This is a genomic window from Arthrobacter sp. P1_B9, assembly GCF_056406495.1.
This window is the reverse complement of sequence record NZ_JBFUAA010000009.1, coordinates 127,959-145,941: the sequence shown is the minus strand read 5'-3', so window position 1 is coordinate 145,941 and position 17,983 is coordinate 127,959. Positions and strand designations below refer to the sequence as shown.

General features: G+C 65.1%; 18 protein-coding genes. 16 read left to right on the top strand and 2 right to left on the bottom strand.

Features of this window, described 5'->3' with window-relative positions:
- The first annotated feature begins 24 nt into the window (after positions 1-24).
- The 11 genes from AC1D1A_RS14100 to AC1D1A_RS14050 all read left to right on the top strand — a co-directional run bounded on the left by AC1D1A_RS14100 (position 25) and on the right by AC1D1A_RS14050 (position 9,852).
- Positions 25-984, top strand: coding sequence for a carbohydrate ABC transporter permease (locus tag AC1D1A_RS14100; protein ID WP_476859986.1), 960 nt, complete (start codon positions 25-27; stop codon positions 982-984).
- Between the two features lie 3 nt (positions 985-987).
- On the top strand, positions 988-1,824 hold the full coding sequence (locus AC1D1A_RS14095; protein ID WP_223913472.1) for a carbohydrate ABC transporter permease: 837 nt from the start codon (positions 988-990) through the stop codon (positions 1,822-1,824).
- Between the two features lie 6 nt (positions 1,825-1,830).
- Positions 1,831-2,202, top strand: a complete 372-nt coding sequence (locus AC1D1A_RS14090; RefSeq protein ID WP_476849724.1) for a nuclear transport factor 2 family protein — start codon at positions 1,831-1,833, stop codon at positions 2,200-2,202.
- Positions 2,203-2,232: 30 nt separating this feature from the next.
- Complete coding sequence (locus AC1D1A_RS14085; RefSeq protein WP_476871444.1) at positions 2,233-3,009, top strand: TIM barrel protein; 777 nt, start codon at positions 2,233-2,235, stop codon at positions 3,007-3,009.
- Positions 3,003-4,565 (top strand): GMC oxidoreductase, encoded by a 1,563-nt coding sequence (locus AC1D1A_RS14080; protein WP_476947971.1) that lies wholly within the window; start codon positions 3,003-3,005, stop codon positions 4,563-4,565. Before AC1D1A_RS14085 ends, AC1D1A_RS14080 begins: the two co-directional genes overlap by 7 nt.
- Before the next feature lie 73 nt (positions 4,566-4,638).
- Entirely contained in the window at positions 4,639-5,034 is a 396-nt protein-coding gene (locus AC1D1A_RS14075; protein WP_476859983.1) for a C-glycoside deglycosidase beta subunit domain-containing protein, read from the top strand.
- A complete protein-coding gene (locus tag AC1D1A_RS14070) occupies positions 5,031-6,134 on the top strand; it encodes a sugar phosphate isomerase/epimerase family protein (RefSeq protein ID WP_476871442.1) in 1,104 nt (367 codons plus the stop codon). The genes AC1D1A_RS14075 and AC1D1A_RS14070 overlap by 4 nt, the downstream gene beginning before the upstream one ends.
- Before the next feature lie 20 nt (positions 6,135-6,154).
- Positions 6,155-7,219: a sugar phosphate isomerase/epimerase family protein gene (locus AC1D1A_RS14065; protein WP_476849720.1), complete on the top strand. Its 1,065-nt coding sequence runs from the start codon at positions 6,155-6,157 to the stop codon at positions 7,217-7,219.
- An 8-nt stretch (positions 7,220-7,227) separates the two neighbouring features.
- Positions 7,228-7,626, top strand: coding sequence for a C-glycoside deglycosidase beta subunit domain-containing protein (locus AC1D1A_RS14060; RefSeq protein ID WP_223913478.1), 399 nt, complete (start codon positions 7,228-7,230; stop codon positions 7,624-7,626).
- Complete coding sequence (locus AC1D1A_RS14055) at positions 7,623-8,834, top strand: Gfo/Idh/MocA family protein (RefSeq protein ID WP_476947970.1); 1,212 nt, start codon at positions 7,623-7,625, stop codon at positions 8,832-8,834. Before AC1D1A_RS14060 ends, AC1D1A_RS14055 begins: the two co-directional genes overlap by 4 nt.
- 13 nt (positions 8,835-8,847) lie before the next feature.
- Positions 8,848-9,852, top strand: coding sequence for a sugar phosphate isomerase/epimerase family protein (locus AC1D1A_RS14050; RefSeq protein ID WP_476947969.1), 1,005 nt, complete (start codon positions 8,848-8,850; stop codon positions 9,850-9,852).
- A gap of 129 nt (positions 9,853-9,981) precedes the next feature.
- Here the strand turns inward: AC1D1A_RS14050 and AC1D1A_RS14045 are convergent, their stop codons facing one another.
- Positions 9,982-10,965 (bottom strand): apurinic/apyrimidinic endonuclease family protein, encoded by a 984-nt coding sequence (locus AC1D1A_RS14045; protein WP_476947968.1) that lies wholly within the window; start codon positions 10,963-10,965, stop codon positions 9,982-9,984.
- Between the two features lie 68 nt (positions 10,966-11,033).
- On the opposite strand from AC1D1A_RS14045, the gene AC1D1A_RS14040 reads away from it, so the two are divergent.
- On the top strand, positions 11,034-11,450 hold the full coding sequence (locus AC1D1A_RS14040; protein WP_476947967.1) for a C-glycoside deglycosidase beta subunit domain-containing protein: 417 nt from the start codon (positions 11,034-11,036) through the stop codon (positions 11,448-11,450).
- 29 nt (positions 11,451-11,479) lie between these two features.
- Here AC1D1A_RS14040 and AC1D1A_RS14035 read toward each other — a convergent pair whose 3' ends face one another.
- Positions 11,480-12,742 (bottom strand): ROK family protein, encoded by a 1,263-nt coding sequence (locus AC1D1A_RS14035; RefSeq protein ID WP_476947966.1) that lies wholly within the window; start codon positions 12,740-12,742, stop codon positions 11,480-11,482.
- Between the two features lie 106 nt (positions 12,743-12,848).
- On the opposite strand from AC1D1A_RS14035, the gene AC1D1A_RS14030 reads away from it, so the two are divergent.
- The 4 genes from AC1D1A_RS14030 to AC1D1A_RS14015 all read left to right on the top strand — a co-directional run bounded on the left by AC1D1A_RS14030 (position 12,849) and on the right by AC1D1A_RS14015 (position 17,946).
- On the top strand, positions 12,849-13,889 hold the full coding sequence (locus AC1D1A_RS14030; RefSeq protein ID WP_476849714.1) for a Gfo/Idh/MocA family protein: 1,041 nt from the start codon (positions 12,849-12,851) through the stop codon (positions 13,887-13,889).
- On the top strand, positions 13,886-14,683 hold the full coding sequence (locus AC1D1A_RS14025; RefSeq protein WP_476849713.1) for a hypothetical protein: 798 nt from the start codon (positions 13,886-13,888) through the stop codon (positions 14,681-14,683). The genes AC1D1A_RS14030 and AC1D1A_RS14025 overlap by 4 nt, the downstream gene beginning before the upstream one ends.
- A 187-nt stretch (positions 14,684-14,870) precedes the next feature.
- Complete coding sequence (locus tag AC1D1A_RS14020) at positions 14,871-16,352, top strand: MFS transporter (protein ID WP_476857617.1); 1,482 nt, start codon at positions 14,871-14,873, stop codon at positions 16,350-16,352.
- A 16-nt stretch (positions 16,353-16,368) separates the two neighbouring features.
- Positions 16,369-17,946: a GMC oxidoreductase gene (locus tag AC1D1A_RS14015; RefSeq protein WP_476857616.1), complete on the top strand. Its 1,578-nt coding sequence runs from the start codon at positions 16,369-16,371 to the stop codon at positions 17,944-17,946.
- The last annotated feature ends 37 nt before the right edge of the window (positions 17,947-17,983 follow it).

Below are 17,983 nucleotides of genomic sequence, written 5' to 3'. Positions count from 1 at the left end.
CAAAGGGACAAGCAAGGAATACCAATGACTGCGACGATGCAACCGAAAAGCGAAGCAGCTGAAGCACCCCGGCGAGGCAAGCGGACGCCGGGGGCGGGTGAGAACACCCGTCCCCGGCGGGGGCCCATGCAGTTCGGACACTGGTGGTGGGCGCTGCCCGGGATCGCCCTGGTGTTTGCCATCCACTACGTGGCAACCGGAATCGGCGGATTCTTCGCCTTTACCAACTGGACGGGCATCGGCTCGTTCAAAATCACGGGCTGGACAAACTTTGAGGCCATCTTCAAGGACCCCACGAAACTCGGAGCCCTCTTCAACACCCTCTTTCTGGCCTTTGGCTCGGTTCTCCTGGGCAACATCGCCGGGTTGGTCATTGCGCTGGGCCTGAACCGCGTCGTCAAGACGCGCTACATCCTCCGGACCCTCTTCTTCATGCCGGTGGTGCTCAGCCCGCTAGCCACGGCCTACATCTGGAAATACATCTTCGACTTCGACGGTCCGCTCAATGCCTTCCTTACGGCAATAGGCGCCGGCGACCAGGCCAAGCCGTGGCTGGCCGACCCGCAGTGGGCCATCTGGACCGTCCTGGTGGTACTGGTCTGGTCTTCCACCGGCTTTGCCATGGTGATTTTTATGGCCGGCCTGGCCGGTGTCCCCGTGGAAGTGGAGGAGGCGGCGGCCATTGACGGCGCCAACCTGTGGCAGCGGTTCCGCAACGTTACCCTGCCCGCCATCCGCCCCGCCGTCGCCATCGCCACCACCCTGGGAATCGTCCAGGGGCTGCGCGTCTTCGATCCCATCATGGCGCTCACCGGCGGCGGACCGGCCGGAGCGACGGAAACGCTGGCCACGCTGGTTTACAAGCAGGCCTTTGCGCTCGGGAACTTCGGCGGCGGTGCCGCCCTGGCCCTGGTGCTCGCCGCCATCATCCTGATCTTCGCCGTTCTCCAGCAGCGGCTGACGCGTTCGAACCCTGAGGACTAAGCCATGTTCCGCTACACCAAGCTCACCCTGCTCCGCGAAGTCGGCCTCTGGGCGCTGGCCCTGGTGTTCCTCGCGCCGTTCTACTTCCTGGTGACAACTGCCCTGAAGCCGGACAACGAGTTGTTCACCACCTCGGCCCTGGCTCCGCCAACAAGCCCCGACTTCAGCAACTTTATCGACGTCCTCACCGCCACCGGCAACTCCAACGTGGTGATGGGCCTGGTCAACAGCGCCATCATCACCGCAGGCAGCATCGTTGGGCTGATCGCACTCGGTTCCATCACCGGATATGTCATCTCCCGCAGCACCCGACGCTGGAGCAAGGGCGCGTATTACCTCTTCCTGATCGCCATCATCCTCCCCGGCCAGCTCGGCGCCGTCCCGCTCTACATGGGTGCACGGGCCCTTGGGCTCACCGGATCCGCTTGGGGCCTGATCATCCTCTACACGGGCATGCTCCTGCCGTTGTCGATCTTCCTCTACGCAAACTTCTTCCGCGGCCTCGGCACGGACTACGAAGAAGCGGCCACCATCGACGGCGCCAGCAAATCCCAGATTTTCTCCAAGGTGGTGTTCCCCATGATGGCCCCAGCCACGGGAACGGTCACCATCTTCGCCGGGCTCATCGTGTGGAACGACTTCTTCACGTCGCTGATCTTCCTGGGCGGCTCCGCCAACCAGACGCTGCCGGTGGCCATGTACTACTACATCGGCTCCCTGGTCTCCCAGTGGAACTCGATCTTCGCGATAGTGATCGTCTCCATGATTCCCATCCTGGCGCTGTTCCTGTTCGCGCAGAAACGGTTCATCCAGGGCTTCTCCGGCGGCCTGAAGGGCTGACCCGCGATGGTTGACAACCGCGCAGCGTTCGAGCGCTTCGTGGAGATCTTCTACACCCAAAAACGGGTGCGTGAAGCCTTCGACTTCCTTGTGGCCGACGACTACCGGCAGCACAACCCGACCATTCCTGACGGGCCTGAGGCGGCAGTAAGGATGCTGACGCCGAAGTTCGACGGATCGCCAGACTCCCGGTTCGAGGTTCAGCGCATCCTGGTGGACGGTGACCTGGCGTTGGTGCATGTACGCGCTTCAGGTCCCGGGCGTCCCGACGCCGCCGTCGCAGACATTTACCGCTTCGAAAACGGGCGGATTGTTGAGCACTGGGACGTGCTTCAGCCGGTTCCCGAGCACCCGGTCCACGACCACCCCATGTTTTAGACCACCATCTCAATTCCCTAGGAGACATCCATGTTTCAACTTTCGCCCAATATCGACCTTTTGTTCGCCGAAGCAGGCGAAAGTGCTGCTGACCGGGTTCGCGCGGCGGCAGCGGCCGGCTTCGACGCCGTCGAAATGTGGGGCCCAACGGGCAAAGACATCCCGGCCCTGAAGCACGCGCTCGACGAAACCGGAGTCCAGCTCACCTCCCAACTGGCGGAACCGCGTATGCAGTTCATGATCCCGCCCCGCAACCACGATGCTTTCTACACCGGGCTGGACGCCGGCGTCGAAGTGGCACAGCAGCTCGGCTGCCCCCGGATGGTAGTGGGCAGCGGTACAGGATTCGGCGGGCGCAAGCGGCAGGACCAGCTGGACGAACTGATCGAGATCTTCACCCGAGGCGTCGCGCACATCGAGGGGTCCGGCATCACCCTGGTCCTCGAACCGGTGAACGTCAGGGTTGACCACCCGGGAGCCCTCCTGGACCGGACCTCGGAAGCCGTCTATGTCGCCAAGGGCGTCAACTCGCCCAACTTCGGCGTTCTCTACGACCTCTACCACTCCACGGTCGAGGGCGAGGACGTGGCCGCCGAGCTCGCCAACGCCGGCGACCTCATCAAGTATGTTCAGATCGCCGATGCGCCGGGGCGCGGCGAACCCGGCTCGGGATCCATCGACTGGCACGCCCGGCTCACGGACCTGGGGAACAGCGGGTATGCCGGCCCCATCGGGCTCGAGTACTACCCCACGATCGACTCGGCGAAGTCCGTCCGGCGCATCCAGGAACTGGTGGCGGGATGGTGAGCGGTAACCGGTATCCCGCTGCGGTCGACGTCGCCATCGTCGGCAGTGGCCCCACGGCATCGGCATACGCGCGGATCCTCAGCGAGGAAGCCCCTGGTGCCACCATCGCCATGTTCGAGGTGGGCCCCACGGTCAGCAATCCACCCGGGGCGCACGTCAAGAACATTGAGGATCCTGAACGCCGCAGCCTCGCGCAGCGGGCATCGGAAGGCCCCGGTGCAGGTGCCGAAACGGTGAACTCACCCGGCGCCGTCAAAAGCGGGGAGCGAAGGGCCAGGCCCGGCACCTACCTGCTCCAGGACGGCTACGTCTTCCCCGGCGAGGACGGGATGCCCGTTGCCGCCATGTCCAGCAACGTGGGCGGCATGGCCGCTCACTGGACCGCTGCCTGCCCCCGCCCGGGCGGCAAAGAGCGCATTCCGTTCCTGCCGGACCTTGAAGAGCTTCTTGAGGACGCCGACCGGCTGCTGGGGGTGACCACCCGCGCCTTTGACGGGGCTCCGTTCTCTGACCTCGTCCGGGAACGACTCGCCGCCGCCGTGGACGCGGGCCGTGGCACCGCCTACCGCGTCCAGCCCATGCCTCTTGCTGTACACCGGCGGGAGGACGGCGGCCTGGTCTGGTCAGGTTCCGACGTCGTGATGGGGGATGTGACCCGGGAAAATCCGCAGTTTGAACTCTATGATGAGTCGCTGGTAACGCGTGTGCTCCTGGAGGACGGAGCTGCTGCCGGCATCGAAGTCCAGGACCGCCGCAGCGGCGAAACCCATCAGGTGACCGCCCGCTACGTTGTGGTGGGTGCGGATGCCCTGCGCACGCCGCAGCTGCTGTGGGCTTCCGGGATCCGGCCCGACGCCCTGGGCCGTTACCTCAACGACCAGGCGCAGGTGGTGTTCGCGAGCCGGCTGCGTGATGTCACGGCTCCGCAGGGCCGGGCAGCCGCCAACGGCGCGCTCAGTGAGCAGAGCGGAGTTGCCTGGGTTCCCTACACGGACGGGGCACCCTTCCACGGCCAGATCATGCAACTGGATGCGTCACCGGTTCCCTTGGCCGACGATGACCCCGTTGTCCCGGGCTCTATCGTGGGGCTTGGCCTGTTCTGCGCCAAGGATCTGCAGCGCGATGACCGGGTGGCGTTCGACGACGGTGTCCGCGACTCGTACGGGATGCCCGCCATGCGCATCCACTATCGACTCACAGGGCGGGATCACGAGGTACTGGACCGCGCCAAGCAGGAAATTGTCCGCCTGGGCAAGGCGGTGGGTGAACCGCTCGACGAGCGTCCGTTCGTCATGCCGCCCGGCGCTTCGCTTCACTATCAGGGCACAACCAGGATGGGTGCAAGGGACGACGGCGAGAGCGTGTGTTCGCCCGACAGCCAGGTGTGGCAGGTCCCCGGCCTCTTCGTGGCCGGCAACGGCGTCATTCCCACCGCCACGGCCTGCAATCCCACGCTGACCGCTGTGGCGCTCGCAGTGCGCGGCGCCCGGAAACTCAGAGAAGAACTCAACAGCTCTTTACTTATGTCTGAATCAGACAATAGACTGACTAAATAATGAATAAGTGGTGCGATGCCGCTGCTATTTCGTTCAACCACAGGCAAGGCATGCCGCAGACAAGGAGGTCTCGATGATCGCCGACCGCATAATCGAGCAGGGAACACTGATCACCCAGGACGGCCGTACCGCCGTCGAAGTCCGCATCCCCTGGTACCGGGCCCTGCCGGGTTCCTGCATCGCTGGAGCTGCATTGACAGTGGACGGCGTCGCCGCCCCCGAGGGCTCACTGCGCTGGACCATGAACAACCGCACTTTCAGCTTCGAGGAACTCGTGGACGAGACCGGCGAATGGTGGTTCCCGCTGGACTCGGCAGTCCTTTCGGGCGATCTTCCCGTCCCGGACAGCCGGACCGAGCACGAGGTCAGGGTGGACCTGAAGCTCTACATCCCCTACATCATCACCGACCACGGCGTGCTGCACATCGAAGAGCACGACACCAAGACCATGAAGGTGGGACAGCGATGACCAGCCTCGGCACGCCGATCCAGGGCGTCACCCTTTACAGCTTCACCCGGGCCTTCCACGCCCGGCAGTACGACCTCGATGGCCTGATCCGCAAAGTAGCGGCCGAAGGCTTCGGCCCAGGGCTCGAAGTCATCGGATTCTCCAGCCTGCGCGGCTTCCCGGACCGGATCGATGACAACTTCGTGGGCCAGTTCCGCGATCTTGTGGCCGAGGTGGACCTGGTCCCCACCTCGCTCGCAGTCAACGTTGACACCGGTATCCGCCGCGACCGGCTGATGAACCATGACGAGCTTGTCGAATACATGCGCAAGCAGATCGAAGTAGCCGCCAGGCTCGGCTTCCCGATCGCCCGGGTGCAGATCTCCCTGACTCCGGACGCCATGGAAAGCCTGCTGCCCGTGGCCGAGAAGTACGGCGTCACCCTGGCCCTCGAAGTCCACGCGGACCAGCACGGCGCCCACGAGCGTGTCCTGGCCCTTCGCGACCGCTACGAGAAACTCAATTCCCCCTTGCTCGGCTTCACCGCCGACTGGGGTGCCACCGTTACCGGCTTTGCGCCCTCCCTGCTGGAGGCCTACCGCCGCCGTGGTGCTTCGGAGGAACTTCTCGGACAGGTGGTTGACCTGTGGAATGGTTTCTACGTCGACGGACCGCCAAACACGCAAAAGGTTCACGGTGAACGCTTCGGTGCCTTCATCGGCCTGGCCGCCCGGAACGGCCGGCCCGACCTTGGCATTGACTTCGCCATCAACGGAACAGGGCTTTTCGGTCCTGCCCCGCTGGACACCTGGCTGGAGATCATGCCTTGGGTCCGCCACGTGCACGGCAAGTTCTTCGGCATCGACGAGACCGGCGAAGAGCCCTCGGTGCCGGTCCGGAGCCTTGTCCGGCAACTGGTTGAGCACGGCTACTCCGGCGCAATCTCCAGCGAGTACGAAGGCTGGCACTGGAACAACTGGCAGGACCCGTTCGACATTATCCGCGGCGAGCAGGCAGTCCAGCGCTCAGCGGCCGCCAACGCCGGTTCGGCCATGATCACCGACGCTTCAGAAGCCCGCCGCATCCTCAATAGCCATCTCGCCCAGCCCGTCCGCGGCTGACAACGAAGGAACCAGAAATTATGTCAGAAGGCATCGCAGGCTCGGGCATCGAGCTTGGCATTACCCTCTATTCGCTCACCTCCGAGTTCGCCGCCGGGCTCTACACCCCTGAGACGCTGATCAAAGCTGTTGCAGATGAAGGCCTCGGCCCGGGGGTTGAGTTCAACATCGCCCAGATGCTGCGCACCTACCCGGACGTCGACGACGACTTCGTCCGCCTGTGGCGCGACAGCATGGACCGCTACGGCCTGACCCCCAGCGCAGTGGGCACCAACCTGGACATGGGCCGCCGCAAGGACCGGGACATGACACCCGATGAGGAGTACGACTTCTTCGCCGCGCAGCTGCACACGGCCAACAAGCTTGGATTCCACCGCGTGGTGATCCGCTCCGCGGGCAAGGAATTGCTCCGCCGGCTGCTTCCCCTGGCCGAGAAGTACGATCAGAAGCTCGGCTACGAAATTCACGCGCCGCAGGGGCCGAACGATCCCAAGATCCTGCAGATCCGCGAGATGTACGAGGAACTGGGAAGCGACCGGCTCGGTTTCACCGCAGACTTCAGCTCGACGATGCACAGCCTTTCCCCGACCCTCTTCCGCACGTTGACGCAAATGGGGCTGCCCGAGGAGCACTTTGCCGTCATGCAGGACATCTGGCGCAAGCCGTTGCCGATGCAGGAACGCAACCAGGAGTTCGAGGACTACCTGAACGCCAACAACTTCGACCCCGCGCGCCTTGGTCCCTTCACCCGGCTGGCGTTCAACATGCATGGACTGGTTCCGCCCGAGGAATGGCTGGATATCATGCCGCAGATCTTCCATGTCCACGCGAAGTTCTACGACATCGACGAACACGGCAATGAACCCGCGATGGACATTCCCCGCATTGTGCGCCAGTTCGTCAAGGGCGGCTACCAGGGCTACCTGTCCAGCGAGTGGGAGGGCCACGCGTTCGCCGACCTGGGCGAATCCGATCCGATCGACCTCGTCAAGAAGCAGCACACGCTGATGCGGCATGCCATCGAAGAAGCCGCTGATCCAAATGCATCCGACTCCCACGCGACCCTGGTCGAGACTGTTAAGTAAGGAAAGCCATGGCAACTCACAATTCCCTGTTCCAGGACACCGACGTCCGCAGGCACCCCGAGGGGATTGCCGTATCGGTGCAGCTGCCCTGGTACCGCAGCCTCTGGCTGTCCGCCGTTGACGACGTCGTTGCAACGGTCAACGGCGTGGAGATTCCCAAGGAGTCCCTCCGCTTCGAACTGCAGGACAAGTCCTACTCCATAGCTGAACTCCCGGAGCAATGGGAAACCCTGTGGTTCGTCGCAGACAAGCCCGACGTGATCATCCCGCTGGACCGCGTCCCCGACGCCGGCGAGGAGATCGACGTCGAGGTCATCCTCACCCTGCGCCTGCTGTATATGCAGATCGCGCCGATGCGCTACGTGGGCAACCGCGTCGCGGTTGAACGGACAGTGGTGCTCGCATGAAAACCCTGCGCGTGGCCATGATCGGTTATGGCTTCATGGGTGCTGCCCACTCCCAGGGCTGGCGGACGGCGCCGCGGGTATTCGACCTGCCTGCCGAACCGGAAATGGCGGTTGTTGTCGGCCGCAACGCTGAAGCGGTCGCCGCCGCTGCCAGCAAGTGGGGCTGGGCAGAGTCAGCAACAGACTGGCGGGACGTGATCGCCCGTGACGATATCGACGTCGTCGATATCGTCACCCCCGGCGACTCCCACGCCGAAATCGCGATCGCCGCGCTGGAGGCCGGTAAGCACGTTTTGTGCGAAAAACCACTCGCCAACTCGGTGGCGGAAGCCGAAGCGATGGCCGAAGCTGCCGAACGGGCGGCTGCCCGGGGCATCCAGGCAATGGTCGGGTTCACCTACCGCCGCGTTCCGGCCGTCACCTTCCTCCGCAACCTCATCGCCGAAGGTGCCGTCGGCACGATCACCCAGGTGCGTGCCTCCTACCGGCAGGACTGGCTGGTGGACCCGGAGATGCCGCTGGCGTGGCGTCTGCAGAAGGAACACGCCGGTTCCGGGGCTCTTGGGGACATCGGTGCCCATGCCATCGACCTGGCCCAGTTCGTCACCGGCTTGAACCTGGAGAAGGTGTCCGGCGTTATCGACACCATCGTGAAGGAGCGGCCTCTTTTGAAAGGCTCCACTTCAGGCACTGGACCTTCCGATACCGGGCTTTCCGGCGCTGCCGGTGTCGGCTCCGGCCAGGTGACGGTGGACGATATCGCCATCTTCACGGGCCGCTTCGAATCCGGCGCACTGGCGTCGTTCGAGGCCACCCGGTTTGCCACCGGCCGGAAGAACGCGCTGCAGATTGAGGTTTCCGGGGACAAGGGCGCCCTGGCCTTCGACCTGGAGGACCTCAACAGCGTCCAGTTCTACGACCGCACGGCCCCTGCGGACCGCCAGGGCTTCCGGAAGATCCTGGTCACGGAAGCGGAGCATCCCTACGTTTCGGCGTGGTGGCCGGCAGGCCACATGCTCGGTTACGAGCACGGGTTCTCCCACCAGGTCAAGGACCTAGTGGAGGGCATCGTGGGCGGCGCCGTCCCGCATTCGTCGTTCGCCGACGGGCTGAGGGTGCAGCGGGTGCTCGACGCTGTCGAGCGCAGTTCCGAAAATGATTCCGCCTGGACACGGGTCGCCGCCGGCGTTCCCGTGCCGGCCAGTTGAGGAGGGGAAGTACGTGGCACGACCAATTACCTTGTTCACCGGCCAGTGGGCCGACCTGCCGTTCGAGGAGGTGGCCCGGCTCGCCGGCGAGTGGGGCTACGACGGGCTGGAGATCGCCTGCTGGGGTGACCACTTGGATCCCTGGCGCTGGGACGACGACGCCTATGTGCAGGGCAAGCTGGACATTCTTGAACGCCACGGCCTCAAAGTGTGGACCATCTCCAACCACCTCAAGGGCCAGGCCGTCTGCGACGACCCGATCGACGAACGGCACCGCGGCATCCTGCCGGACGTCGTATGGGGCGACGGCGATCCTGAAGGGGTCCGCCGTCGTGCCGCCGAGGAACTGAAGAACACTGCACGGCTCGCCGCAAAGCTGGGCGTGAAAACGGTGACCGGCTTTACGGGATCGTCCATCTGGAAGTACGTGGCGATGTTCCCGCCCGCCTCCGAAAAGATGGTCGACGCCGGCTACCAGGATTTTGCCGACCGGTGGAACCCCATCCTCGATGTCTTTGACGAGGTGGGCGTCCGGTTCGCCCATGAGGTGCACCCGTCAGAGATCGCCTACGACTACTGGACAACGCAGCGCGCCCTCGAGGCGATCGGGCACCGCGAGGCCTTTGGCCTGAACTGGGACCCGAGCCACATGGTGTGGCAGGACATCGACCCTGTGGGGTTCCTGTGGGACTTCAAGGACCGGATCTACCATGTGCACTGCAAGGACACGAAGAAGCGCCTGTCCAACGGGCGCAACGGCCGGCTGTCCTCTCATTTGCCCTGGGCTGATCCGCGCCGCGGCTGGGACTTCATCTCCACCGGCCACGGCGACGTGCCGTGGGAGGATGCGTTCCGGATGCTGAACGCCATCGACTACCGCGGGCCGCTGTCCGTGGAGTGGGAGGACGCCGGAATGGACCGGCTGGAGGGCGCCCCCGAGGCGCTGGCTTTCGTGCGCCGGCTCTCCGGCTATGAACCCTCCGCCGCAGCTTTCGACGCCGCATTCAGCACGAAATAATTCGCAGACAAGTGAGGCCGGCCCCGCGGGGCCGGCCTTTCCTGTGCCATGAGCTTCTTGTATCCGGTCAGCGTTTTATATCGGTCAGAGGGCAGCCCGGGCCGCTGGTGCCGGCTCCACCAATGCTGGCTACGTGAGGGCTGCCCCCGCCAGGGCCAGGTGACTCCGCGTCATCTCCGTTGGGTCGTCCTGCAGCCACTCGTGGCCGCCCCACTCGCTGGTCAGCGTGCCCCTGAAGCCGGTCCCGCGCAGCAGGATGCCGAGGTCATGCAGCGGCCGGGAAACCCGGCCGCCGTCGTCGTCCAGATCCCAGAACTTCAGATGGAAGGCGCCCACCAGGGGGAGGATGCCCTGCAGGTCTGCGGCGTCACTGCGGCCGAAGCGGATGAGCAGGTTCATGAAGAGCGTGTGGATGCGCGGCGGAACCTTCCCTGCGCGGAGCAGGGCGGTAACGGCATCGAGGGTGGCGGGATCGCGCCAGTCATTCTCCAGGCGCGCCAGAAGATCGGAAGGAACGCCGCCCTGCCGCAACTCATGAAGGTACGTGACGGGAAGGGCCGGCATGAGCATGCTGATGTCAACGAGTACCCGAACGCGCTCATCTGCCAGCCCGGCTATCGCATCCAGGGCTGGTGCCACCGAAGGGTTGTTTGGAGTCTGCTGCCCTTGGATTTCTTCGTACAGCACCAGATCGAGTTCATGCAGCAGCGGCTGCAGCATCGTGAGCAGTTCCGTGCCCGCCTGTCCGATCGGTAACCGGATCCCGCGGGCACCCACTCGGCTGGCGGCGCTGAGCTGGGGGACCAGGAAGTCCAGGCGCTCCTGCAACGAGCGGCGGTCGGTTGGGGACGTGAAGTCGTCGAGGCTGGCGCCAACGATGCTGACGCGTCCCCCTCTTGCCGCCAGCGAATCCCGCAGTTCGTCTACCTCGGCGTCCTGCGGAGCGGGGAAGGACCGCCACAGCAGCCCAGGTTCGAGCTCTATTGTCTTCGTCACGGAATCCGCGATGCCAATCACAACGTCCGAGGCTGTCCGCCGGGCTGCCGTGATCTCCGGAGTCCAGTTGAACGAGCTGGCGCAGAGGGTCCAGTTCTCAGGAAGTGCGGGGGCCATGTGATGCCTTCCCATTTATGCTTGTTAATGACAAACTTATGTCACTTTTAGGATAAAGGACGGAAGCCATGTTGCAAACCGCTTTGCGCGAAGATGCGCTGACGGCCACGCCGGAAGGCTTTGAACTCCGGCTCGGCCTGTCGTGGATCCGCTCAATGCCCCTTTCCAGCGTGGCTGAGCTCGCAGTTGAGGTCGACGGCATCCCGGTGGCACCAGGGGAGTTGGTGGTGGTGCTGGGGGCCCGGCGCGTGGGTGCGGACGCATTGCAGGCGGAGTCCGGGTGGTGGTTCGTGCAGGACAGGCTGGTCCTGGCCGGCAGGCGCGAGCTTTCCCGCGGGGTGCACGCCATCGCCGTCGACTTCCAGCTGCTGGTGCCCTACCTTCAGGCGCGTCCCGGTTCTCCGCTGGTCCTGCCGTTCCATCTGGAGGCCCAGCTGGAGCTTGACCGGGCGCCGGTACCCAGCGTTTCCCGCGACGTGGCCTGAGCGGCTATGCCCAGGCCACGCAGTGGACCCTATGCGGTAACGGCATGCCGTTCCGGTGAGGGCCTGCCGTCAGCAAACCAGCGCGGGAAGGTGACATCGAACAGCTGCTCGCGCGCCAGCTCGGCTCCTCCGCGCAGGGGTTCGCGCTCATCGTTGACGGACAAGGTGATGGTGAGGTCGCGGGTGGCGAGCGGCAGGGACAGTTCGTAGACCCGCTGGCGCACTTCGGCCAGGAATACTTCGCCGGCCGATCCCATGGCCCCGCCGATGACGATGATTCCGGGGTTGAACATGTTCACCAGGGCTGCAATGGTCTCACCCGCTACCCGGGCCGACTTTTGAATCAGTGTGATGGCCAGCGGGTCCCCGGCCTGGGCCGCGAGGGTGATCTCCTCGAGGGTCAGTGTCCCCTTTTTTGCCAGCGGAGCCAGGGAGCTGTGGGTGCCTTCCCTGACAGCCTCTTCCGCGTCCCTGACAAGGGCCCAGCCGCTGGCCACCGCTTCGAGACAGCCGATCTTGCCGCAGCGGCATTGGGCATGGGAGTCGGAAACCCGGACATGGCCGATGTCGCCGGCCGCGCCGTTGGCGCCGCGGTGGATCCTGCCCTGGGACAGCAGGCCGGCACCGATGCCGGAACCGATCTTGCAATAGATGAGGTTCGCGAGGGATTCGCGACGCCGGGCGCGCTCACCAAGGGCAAGCAGGTTGACGTCGTTATCCACCCACACCGGTGCGTTAAAGCGGTCCTCGAAGGGTGTGCGGACATCGAATCCATTCCACCCGGGCATGATCGGAGGTGCCACCGGTTGTCCCGTGGCGAAGTCAACCGGGCCGGGGAGGCCCACCACCACACCCCAGACGGGCACTTGGTGATCCTTTTTCAGCACGTCGTCAACGAGCGCCATCACGGCGTCAATTGTCTTCTCGGGGCCCTGAGCGATGTCCCAGGTGCGGTGCGTGTGTGCCAGGATGTCGCCGTCCAGGGCAGTGACGCCAACCCTTATATGAGCGGCTCCGAGTGCACATATGACGATCCGGCCCTGCTCCGCGCGGAAGCGAAGGGTCCGGGGTGCGCGGCCACCGGAGGAGGCGCCGAATTCTCCATCCCCGAGAAAGCCGATCTCAATGGCCTGGTCCACACGCTGGCTGACAACGCCCCTGCCCAGCCCGGTGACCTTGCCGATTTCCGGGCGCGTTGTCGCCTCGCCCGTTCGCACCAGGTTGACGATCCTCAGCAGGCTCGTCACTTCATCCGTTTGTGCTCCAAAGCGGAGTGTGGACTCTGTCGTCATGATCACAATTCTCACACATAAGAGGGGACTAAGGTGGGGTTGAACGCGACTATAGCCGGATATTTCCGTACTTATGAATAATAAGGACAAAAGGGGGAGGGCGACGATGCCTTGGAATATAGGAGTTCTTGGGGCCGGGCCGGGCGTCGCGGCCCTGCATCTGCCGGTGCTGGGGCGCCTGGCGGAGCTGTTCAAGGTGGTGCACATTGCCGATGCGGGAAGTGGGCGCGCCCAGGGCCTGGCCGAAAGGCTTGGTGCCCGGTGGTCAGTGGGGGAGGCGGACCTGCTTGCGGACCCGGCTGTCCACCTGGTGGCCATCTGCAGCCCGCCCGCTGAACATGCCCGCCAAATCCTGGCGGCTGTAGCCGCGGGGAAGCCTGCAATCTTTTGCGAGAAGCCGTTGGCCACCAGCAGGGAAGAAGCCGACGAAGTCATCTCTGCCTGCCGGCTCGCGGGAACGGTCCTTCTGGTGGGGACGAACCACCTGTTTGACGCCGCGTGGGGGCGGGCCAGGCATCATCTTGTGGCCCTCGCGGGCCGGGTACAGGCGATCTCCGTGACGCTGGCGCTCCCGCCGAATGACAGGTACCACCGGCTGGTCGCCGAGGGCGGCCCTTTCCAGGCCGCCCGGCGGGGACGCCTGGACCTCGACAGTCCTGTGGTTGCGGCCGGCGTCCTGCGGCAGCTGCTGACCGGTCTTGCGATCCATGATCTCCCGGCCGTGAGGGACATCGCGCCAGGCATCGACGAGGTTGTCTACGCCAGGGTCGCTCCGCCAGTCGGCTACCTTGTGGGGTATCGGGCCGGCGGAATCCTGGTCCAGTTGGCGCTTACCATGCTTCCGGAAGGACCGGATGCCCTCTGGAGGATGAATATCGCCACCTCCCACGACCGCATCGAGGTGAATTTCCCGCCCGCCTTTGTCCATGCCGGAAGCGCGGCCACCCGAGTGCGAAGCACGGACGGGCAGTGGACGGAGTACAGGCGGGATCCGGAAGACGGCTATATGGCTGAGTGGCGCCTGCTTGCCTCGCTCCTTGAAGGCGGGGTCCCGGTGGAGTACGACGAGCTGCTGGCTGACTCGCAGTTTGCAATCGACCTGGCCGATGCTGCCGCAGCGAAGGTTCTGGAAGGGGTGTCGCAATGAGTTCGGCAGATCCAGGGCTCGGCATCTTCACGGTGTTACCTTCCTATGTCGCGGCTGTCGCCGAGCTTTCCGTCAGTGCTGCACTCACCAGAGGCGTCAGCGGGGCGGTGGCTGTGGTGCCTGGATCCGGCGATTGGTGGCAGGGCATGCTGGACGCCCGGGCCAGGGGAGCGGCGGCCGTGGTGATTGCGGACCCTGCTGCGCTCCCGCAGAAAGGAATCGGAGCCTACCCGTGGCCCGGTGACATCCCGGTCATCGTTGAGCGTCCCCGGCTGCGCCCGGATGTGGTTGCCGATGCCCTCCGGGCCAGACGAGGCAGGCCGGCCCGGATCGTCACCGTCGAGTGCGCTGCCCCCGCGGCAGGCGTTGAAGCGGTAATCCGCGACGGCTTGGGCTGGGCCCGGTCACTGGTCGGGGGCCCGTTGACGCTCCAGGTGTGCAGTGCCACGGCGCAAGCCAGGATTGCCCTGCTGGATTCAGGGGGATCCGCGGGCGGGGCAATGCCCGTCACCCTGGGGGCGACGGCGGCAGCAGGCCTTCACGCCGACGGCCTGCTCCAGGTGCTGGCCCTCGGCGAGGTGCGAACCGAAGTCACCATGGACCAGCAGGCCGGGCTGACGCGGCTGGAGACGTCCACCGGGGACGGCACACTAAGGGCTCCGGAGCGCTATGAATCATCAGCCCGTCTGGCGCTGCGCCGGGCTATCGAGGCGCGGTCTTCCGGTCAGCCCGGAACGGACCTGGATGAGCTGCTCGAGGACATGTCCCTCACGCGCGCCGTGCTTGCTACATAAATGGGCACCCGCCATAGGCGTCTAATTCACGCATTCTTTTGTTGCTTTCAAACTAAAGTGCGGTAGCATGAGTAACGGCGCCGGGGTTCCTTCCGAACCCGTTCTCCGTCGTGATGGTGCGCCGGAGGCACAATACGTCGCGTCGACGGCCCGATCGTTCGGGTAGATCACTATGCCACTTTCACCTTTGAGACTCCGTCTCCTTGTTATCTCCCTGCTCACGGTTTCGTTCCTCGGGGCCCTGGACCACACCGTGGTGTCCACATCCCTGGCTACGGTTGCGGGTGAGCTGGGCGCGCTGAAGCTCATGAGCTGGGTTGTTGTGGGATACACCCTCGCGAGCACAGTGCTGCTGCCGGTGCTCGGCAAACTAGGTGATGTCCTGGGAGCCCGCCGGATCTTCCTCGGTTCGCTGGTGATGTTCCTGGCGGCCTCCCTGGCCTGCGGCTTCTCGCAGGACATGGCCTGGCTTATCGCCGCGCGCGTCCTGCAGGGGATGAGCTCCGCGGGCCTGCAGCTGATGTCGCAGACCATCATCGCCAGGGTCACCTCGCAGCGGGAACGTCCGCGCTACATGGCCATCATTGGCGCAGCTTTCCCCATCGCGGTCCTGGTTGGACCCGTTCTCGGCGGCGCCATCACCGATTACTGGGGATGGCAGTGGGTTTTCTGGATCAACATCCCGGTGGGCGCTGCAGCCCTGGCCCTTGCCCTGGTTGCCGTTCCCCACCTGGAGCCTGGCCCCATGCCCCGCCACTTCGATGTTGCCGGGGCGGCTGTATTTACCGCCGCACTGGTGGCCCTTGTCCTCGCCGCCACCTGGGCCGCAGAACGCAGCGCGGGCCCCGCCACCGCTGCCGCGCTCGCGGTCAGCATGCTGGGCTTTGTTGCCTTCTACTTTGTTGAGCGCCGCGCACCCGAACCCATCGTCCCCCTGCATTTCTTCGCCAACCGGACCATCGCGGCAGGCACCGCACTCTCGGCGATTATCGGCGTCGGCCTCTTCTCCATCACCGCCTATTTGCCCACATACGTCCAAATGGCGTACCAGACAACCGCCACCGTGTCCGGGCTCGTGCCGATCGCAACCGTGTTCGGCATGCTGACCAGCAACCTGCTCACCGGATGGCTGGCCAGCAGGACGGGGCGGTACCGGATCTTCCCCATCCTGGGAACATCGTTGGGGGCCGCCGGACTCTTTGTGATGGCGGTGCTGCCCGCCGGGCTTCCGCTGTGGGTTCCCATGATCGTCATGGCCGTTGTTGGGATGGGCACCGGCGCGTTCATGAGCCTGATCGTCACTGTGGTCCAGGGAGCTGTTCCTGCCAGCCAGACCGGCACCATCACCGCGACCATCAACCTGGTGCGGCAGGTGGGCTCAACAGTGGCGACGGCGATTATCGGCGGGGTGATCGGCTTCGGCGTGGCGGCCCTCTTGCCGGCGGGCCTGGACGCTTCCACCCTGACCCCGCAACTGGTCAAAGGGGCCGCTCCGGCAGTGCAGGCCAGCGTGGCTCAGATCTACGGCTCAGTCTTCGCCCCCATCTTTATTGCCTTGGCGGCCACGTACGCCGTGGGAATAGTCGCGGCGGTCCTGCTTCCGCACGGGCGCCTCTCCGACGAACCCGTTCCCGCCCCCCAAACAACTTCCGAATCCCTTTCGGCCTGATTTCAAAGGAGACATCATGTCCAACCCAACCATCGCCATCGTCGGCAGCGGGCCCATCGGCTCCACCTATGCGCGGGTGCTCCTCGAGCAGGTCCCGAACGCGCGGGTGGTGATGTTCGAAGCCGGACCGCAGGTGACGGAGGTTCCCGGCGAAAGCGTCCGCAACATTGCCGACCCTGGCGAAAAGGCTCGTGCGCGCGAAATGTCGCAGGGGCCGCAGGCCGGCGCCTACCGGGAGTCGCTCGGCATCCCGGCAGCCACAGTCACCGAGGGCATGTTCACCGCCCGCCAGGGAACCCACCTTCTGGACTTCGGCGGCGCGGGCTCCGCCCACGCCTCGAGTTTTCCCGCGGCGGCTGCGGCCACCAACGTGGGTGGCCAAGGTGCGCACTGGACCTGCGCGACGCCGTCGCCCGCCTTCAGTGAAAAAGTCCCCTTCATAGCTGACGAGGAATGGGACGGTCTGATTGAGGACGCGAAGCAGCTGCTGCACGTCCACAGCGCAGCGTTTGCCGACTCCGCCGTTGGTGAGGCCATTCGGACCCTCCTCGATGAAGAGTTCGGCGCGGAGCTGCCGGAAGGGTACGGCGTGGGCACCCTTCCGGTTGCCGGGGACCCGCAGCCCGACGGCTCGGTGCGCTGGGCGGGGGCCGACGTCGTCCTCGGCCCGCTGATCGACAAGGACAGCCCGCTCTCGAAGCAGTTCGAACTCCGTGACCTCACCCTGGTCCGCCGCGTGGAACTGGACGGACACCGGGTCACCGGTGTCACCGTCGAGGACCTCCGCACCGGGGAGAAGTCATTCGTGGCAGCAGACATCGTGGTGGTGGCCGCCGATGCCTTCCGCTCCCCGCAGCTCCTCTGGGCATCCGGTGTGCGGCCGCAGGCCCTCGGCCACTACCTGACCGAGCATCCCGTGGTCATCTCCACGGTGGCGCTGGACGCCGAAAGGATGGGGCGGTACGCCACCGAAGAAGACCTTAAGGCCGAGCTGGCCCGGCGCGCACTGAACCCGGCAGACCCCGTCGCGGCGGTCAACCGCATCCCGTTCTCAGAGCCGGAACACCCCTTCTCCGTCCAGGTCATGTACACAGAGACCACGCCGTTCCCAATGGAGCCGGGAACCCCGTACTCCGAGAACCGCTGGGGCTACGTCAACATGGGCTACGGCATGCGCAAGCACCCGCGCTACGAGGATGCCGTCACGTTCGACGACAATGAGCCGGACTACCGGGGATTCCCCAACATGAGAATCGAGTATGCGCTCACAGAACGGGAAAACGCGGAAATCGCCGAGGCAACCGAGCGGCTGCGGCGTGCCGGCAAGGCCCTGGGCGCCTTCGTGGCCGAGCCCAGGCTAATGCCGAACGGCTCGAGCCTGCACTACCAGGGCACCATGCGCATGGGTGAAACCGACGATGGCACCTCGGTGGCGGATCCCTGGTCACGCGTGTGGGGCTACAACAACCTGGTGGTGGGCGGAAATGCGCTCATTCCGACGGCCACGGCCATGAATCCCACGCTGATGAGCGTGGCCATCGCCGTCCGCGGTGCCCGGAAGGTTGCTGAGGAGCTTGGTTCGCAGAGTGCCTAGGTCAGCTGCTCGTTGGGGCTCAGACGCCCGCCAGCTG

Bases quoted from the DNA above. Each gene is read 5' to 3' on its own strand.
- AC1D1A_RS14100 (WP_476859986.1), top strand. From the start codon at position 25: ATGACTGCGACGATGCAACCGAAAAGCGAAGCAGCTGAAGCACCCCGG.
- AC1D1A_RS14095 (WP_223913472.1), top strand. From the start codon at position 988: ATGTTCCGCTACACCAAGCTCACCCTGCTCCGCGAAGTCGGCCTCTGG.
- AC1D1A_RS14090 (WP_476849724.1), top strand. From the start codon at position 1,831: ATGGTTGACAACCGCGCAGCGTTCGAGCGCTTCGTGGAGATCTTCTAC.
- AC1D1A_RS14085 (WP_476871444.1), top strand. From the start codon at position 2,233: ATGTTTCAACTTTCGCCCAATATCGACCTTTTGTTCGCCGAAGCAGGC.
- AC1D1A_RS14080 (WP_476947971.1), top strand. From the start codon at position 3,003: ATGGTGAGCGGTAACCGGTATCCCGCTGCGGTCGACGTCGCCATCGTC.
- AC1D1A_RS14075 (WP_476859983.1), top strand. From the start codon at position 4,639: ATGATCGCCGACCGCATAATCGAGCAGGGAACACTGATCACCCAGGAC.
- AC1D1A_RS14070 (WP_476871442.1), top strand. From the start codon at position 5,031: ATGACCAGCCTCGGCACGCCGATCCAGGGCGTCACCCTTTACAGCTTC.
- AC1D1A_RS14065 (WP_476849720.1), top strand. From the start codon at position 6,155: ATGTCAGAAGGCATCGCAGGCTCGGGCATCGAGCTTGGCATTACCCTC.
- AC1D1A_RS14060 (WP_223913478.1), top strand. From the start codon at position 7,228: ATGGCAACTCACAATTCCCTGTTCCAGGACACCGACGTCCGCAGGCAC.
- AC1D1A_RS14055 (WP_476947970.1), top strand. From the start codon at position 7,623: ATGAAAACCCTGCGCGTGGCCATGATCGGTTATGGCTTCATGGGTGCT.
- AC1D1A_RS14045 (WP_476947968.1), bottom strand. From the start codon at position 10,965: ATGGCCCCCGCACTTCCTGAGAACTGGACCCTCTGCGCCAGCTCGTTC.
- AC1D1A_RS14040 (WP_476947967.1), top strand. From the start codon at position 11,034: ATGTTGCAAACCGCTTTGCGCGAAGATGCGCTGACGGCCACGCCGGAA.
- AC1D1A_RS14035 (WP_476947966.1), bottom strand. From the start codon at position 12,742: ATGACGACAGAGTCCACACTCCGCTTTGGAGCACAAACGGATGAAGTG.
- AC1D1A_RS14030 (WP_476849714.1), top strand. From the start codon at position 12,849: ATGCCTTGGAATATAGGAGTTCTTGGGGCCGGGCCGGGCGTCGCGGCC.
- AC1D1A_RS14025 (WP_476849713.1), top strand. From the start codon at position 13,886: ATGAGTTCGGCAGATCCAGGGCTCGGCATCTTCACGGTGTTACCTTCC.
- AC1D1A_RS14015 (WP_476857616.1), top strand. From the start codon at position 16,369: ATGTCCAACCCAACCATCGCCATCGTCGGCAGCGGGCCCATCGGCTCC.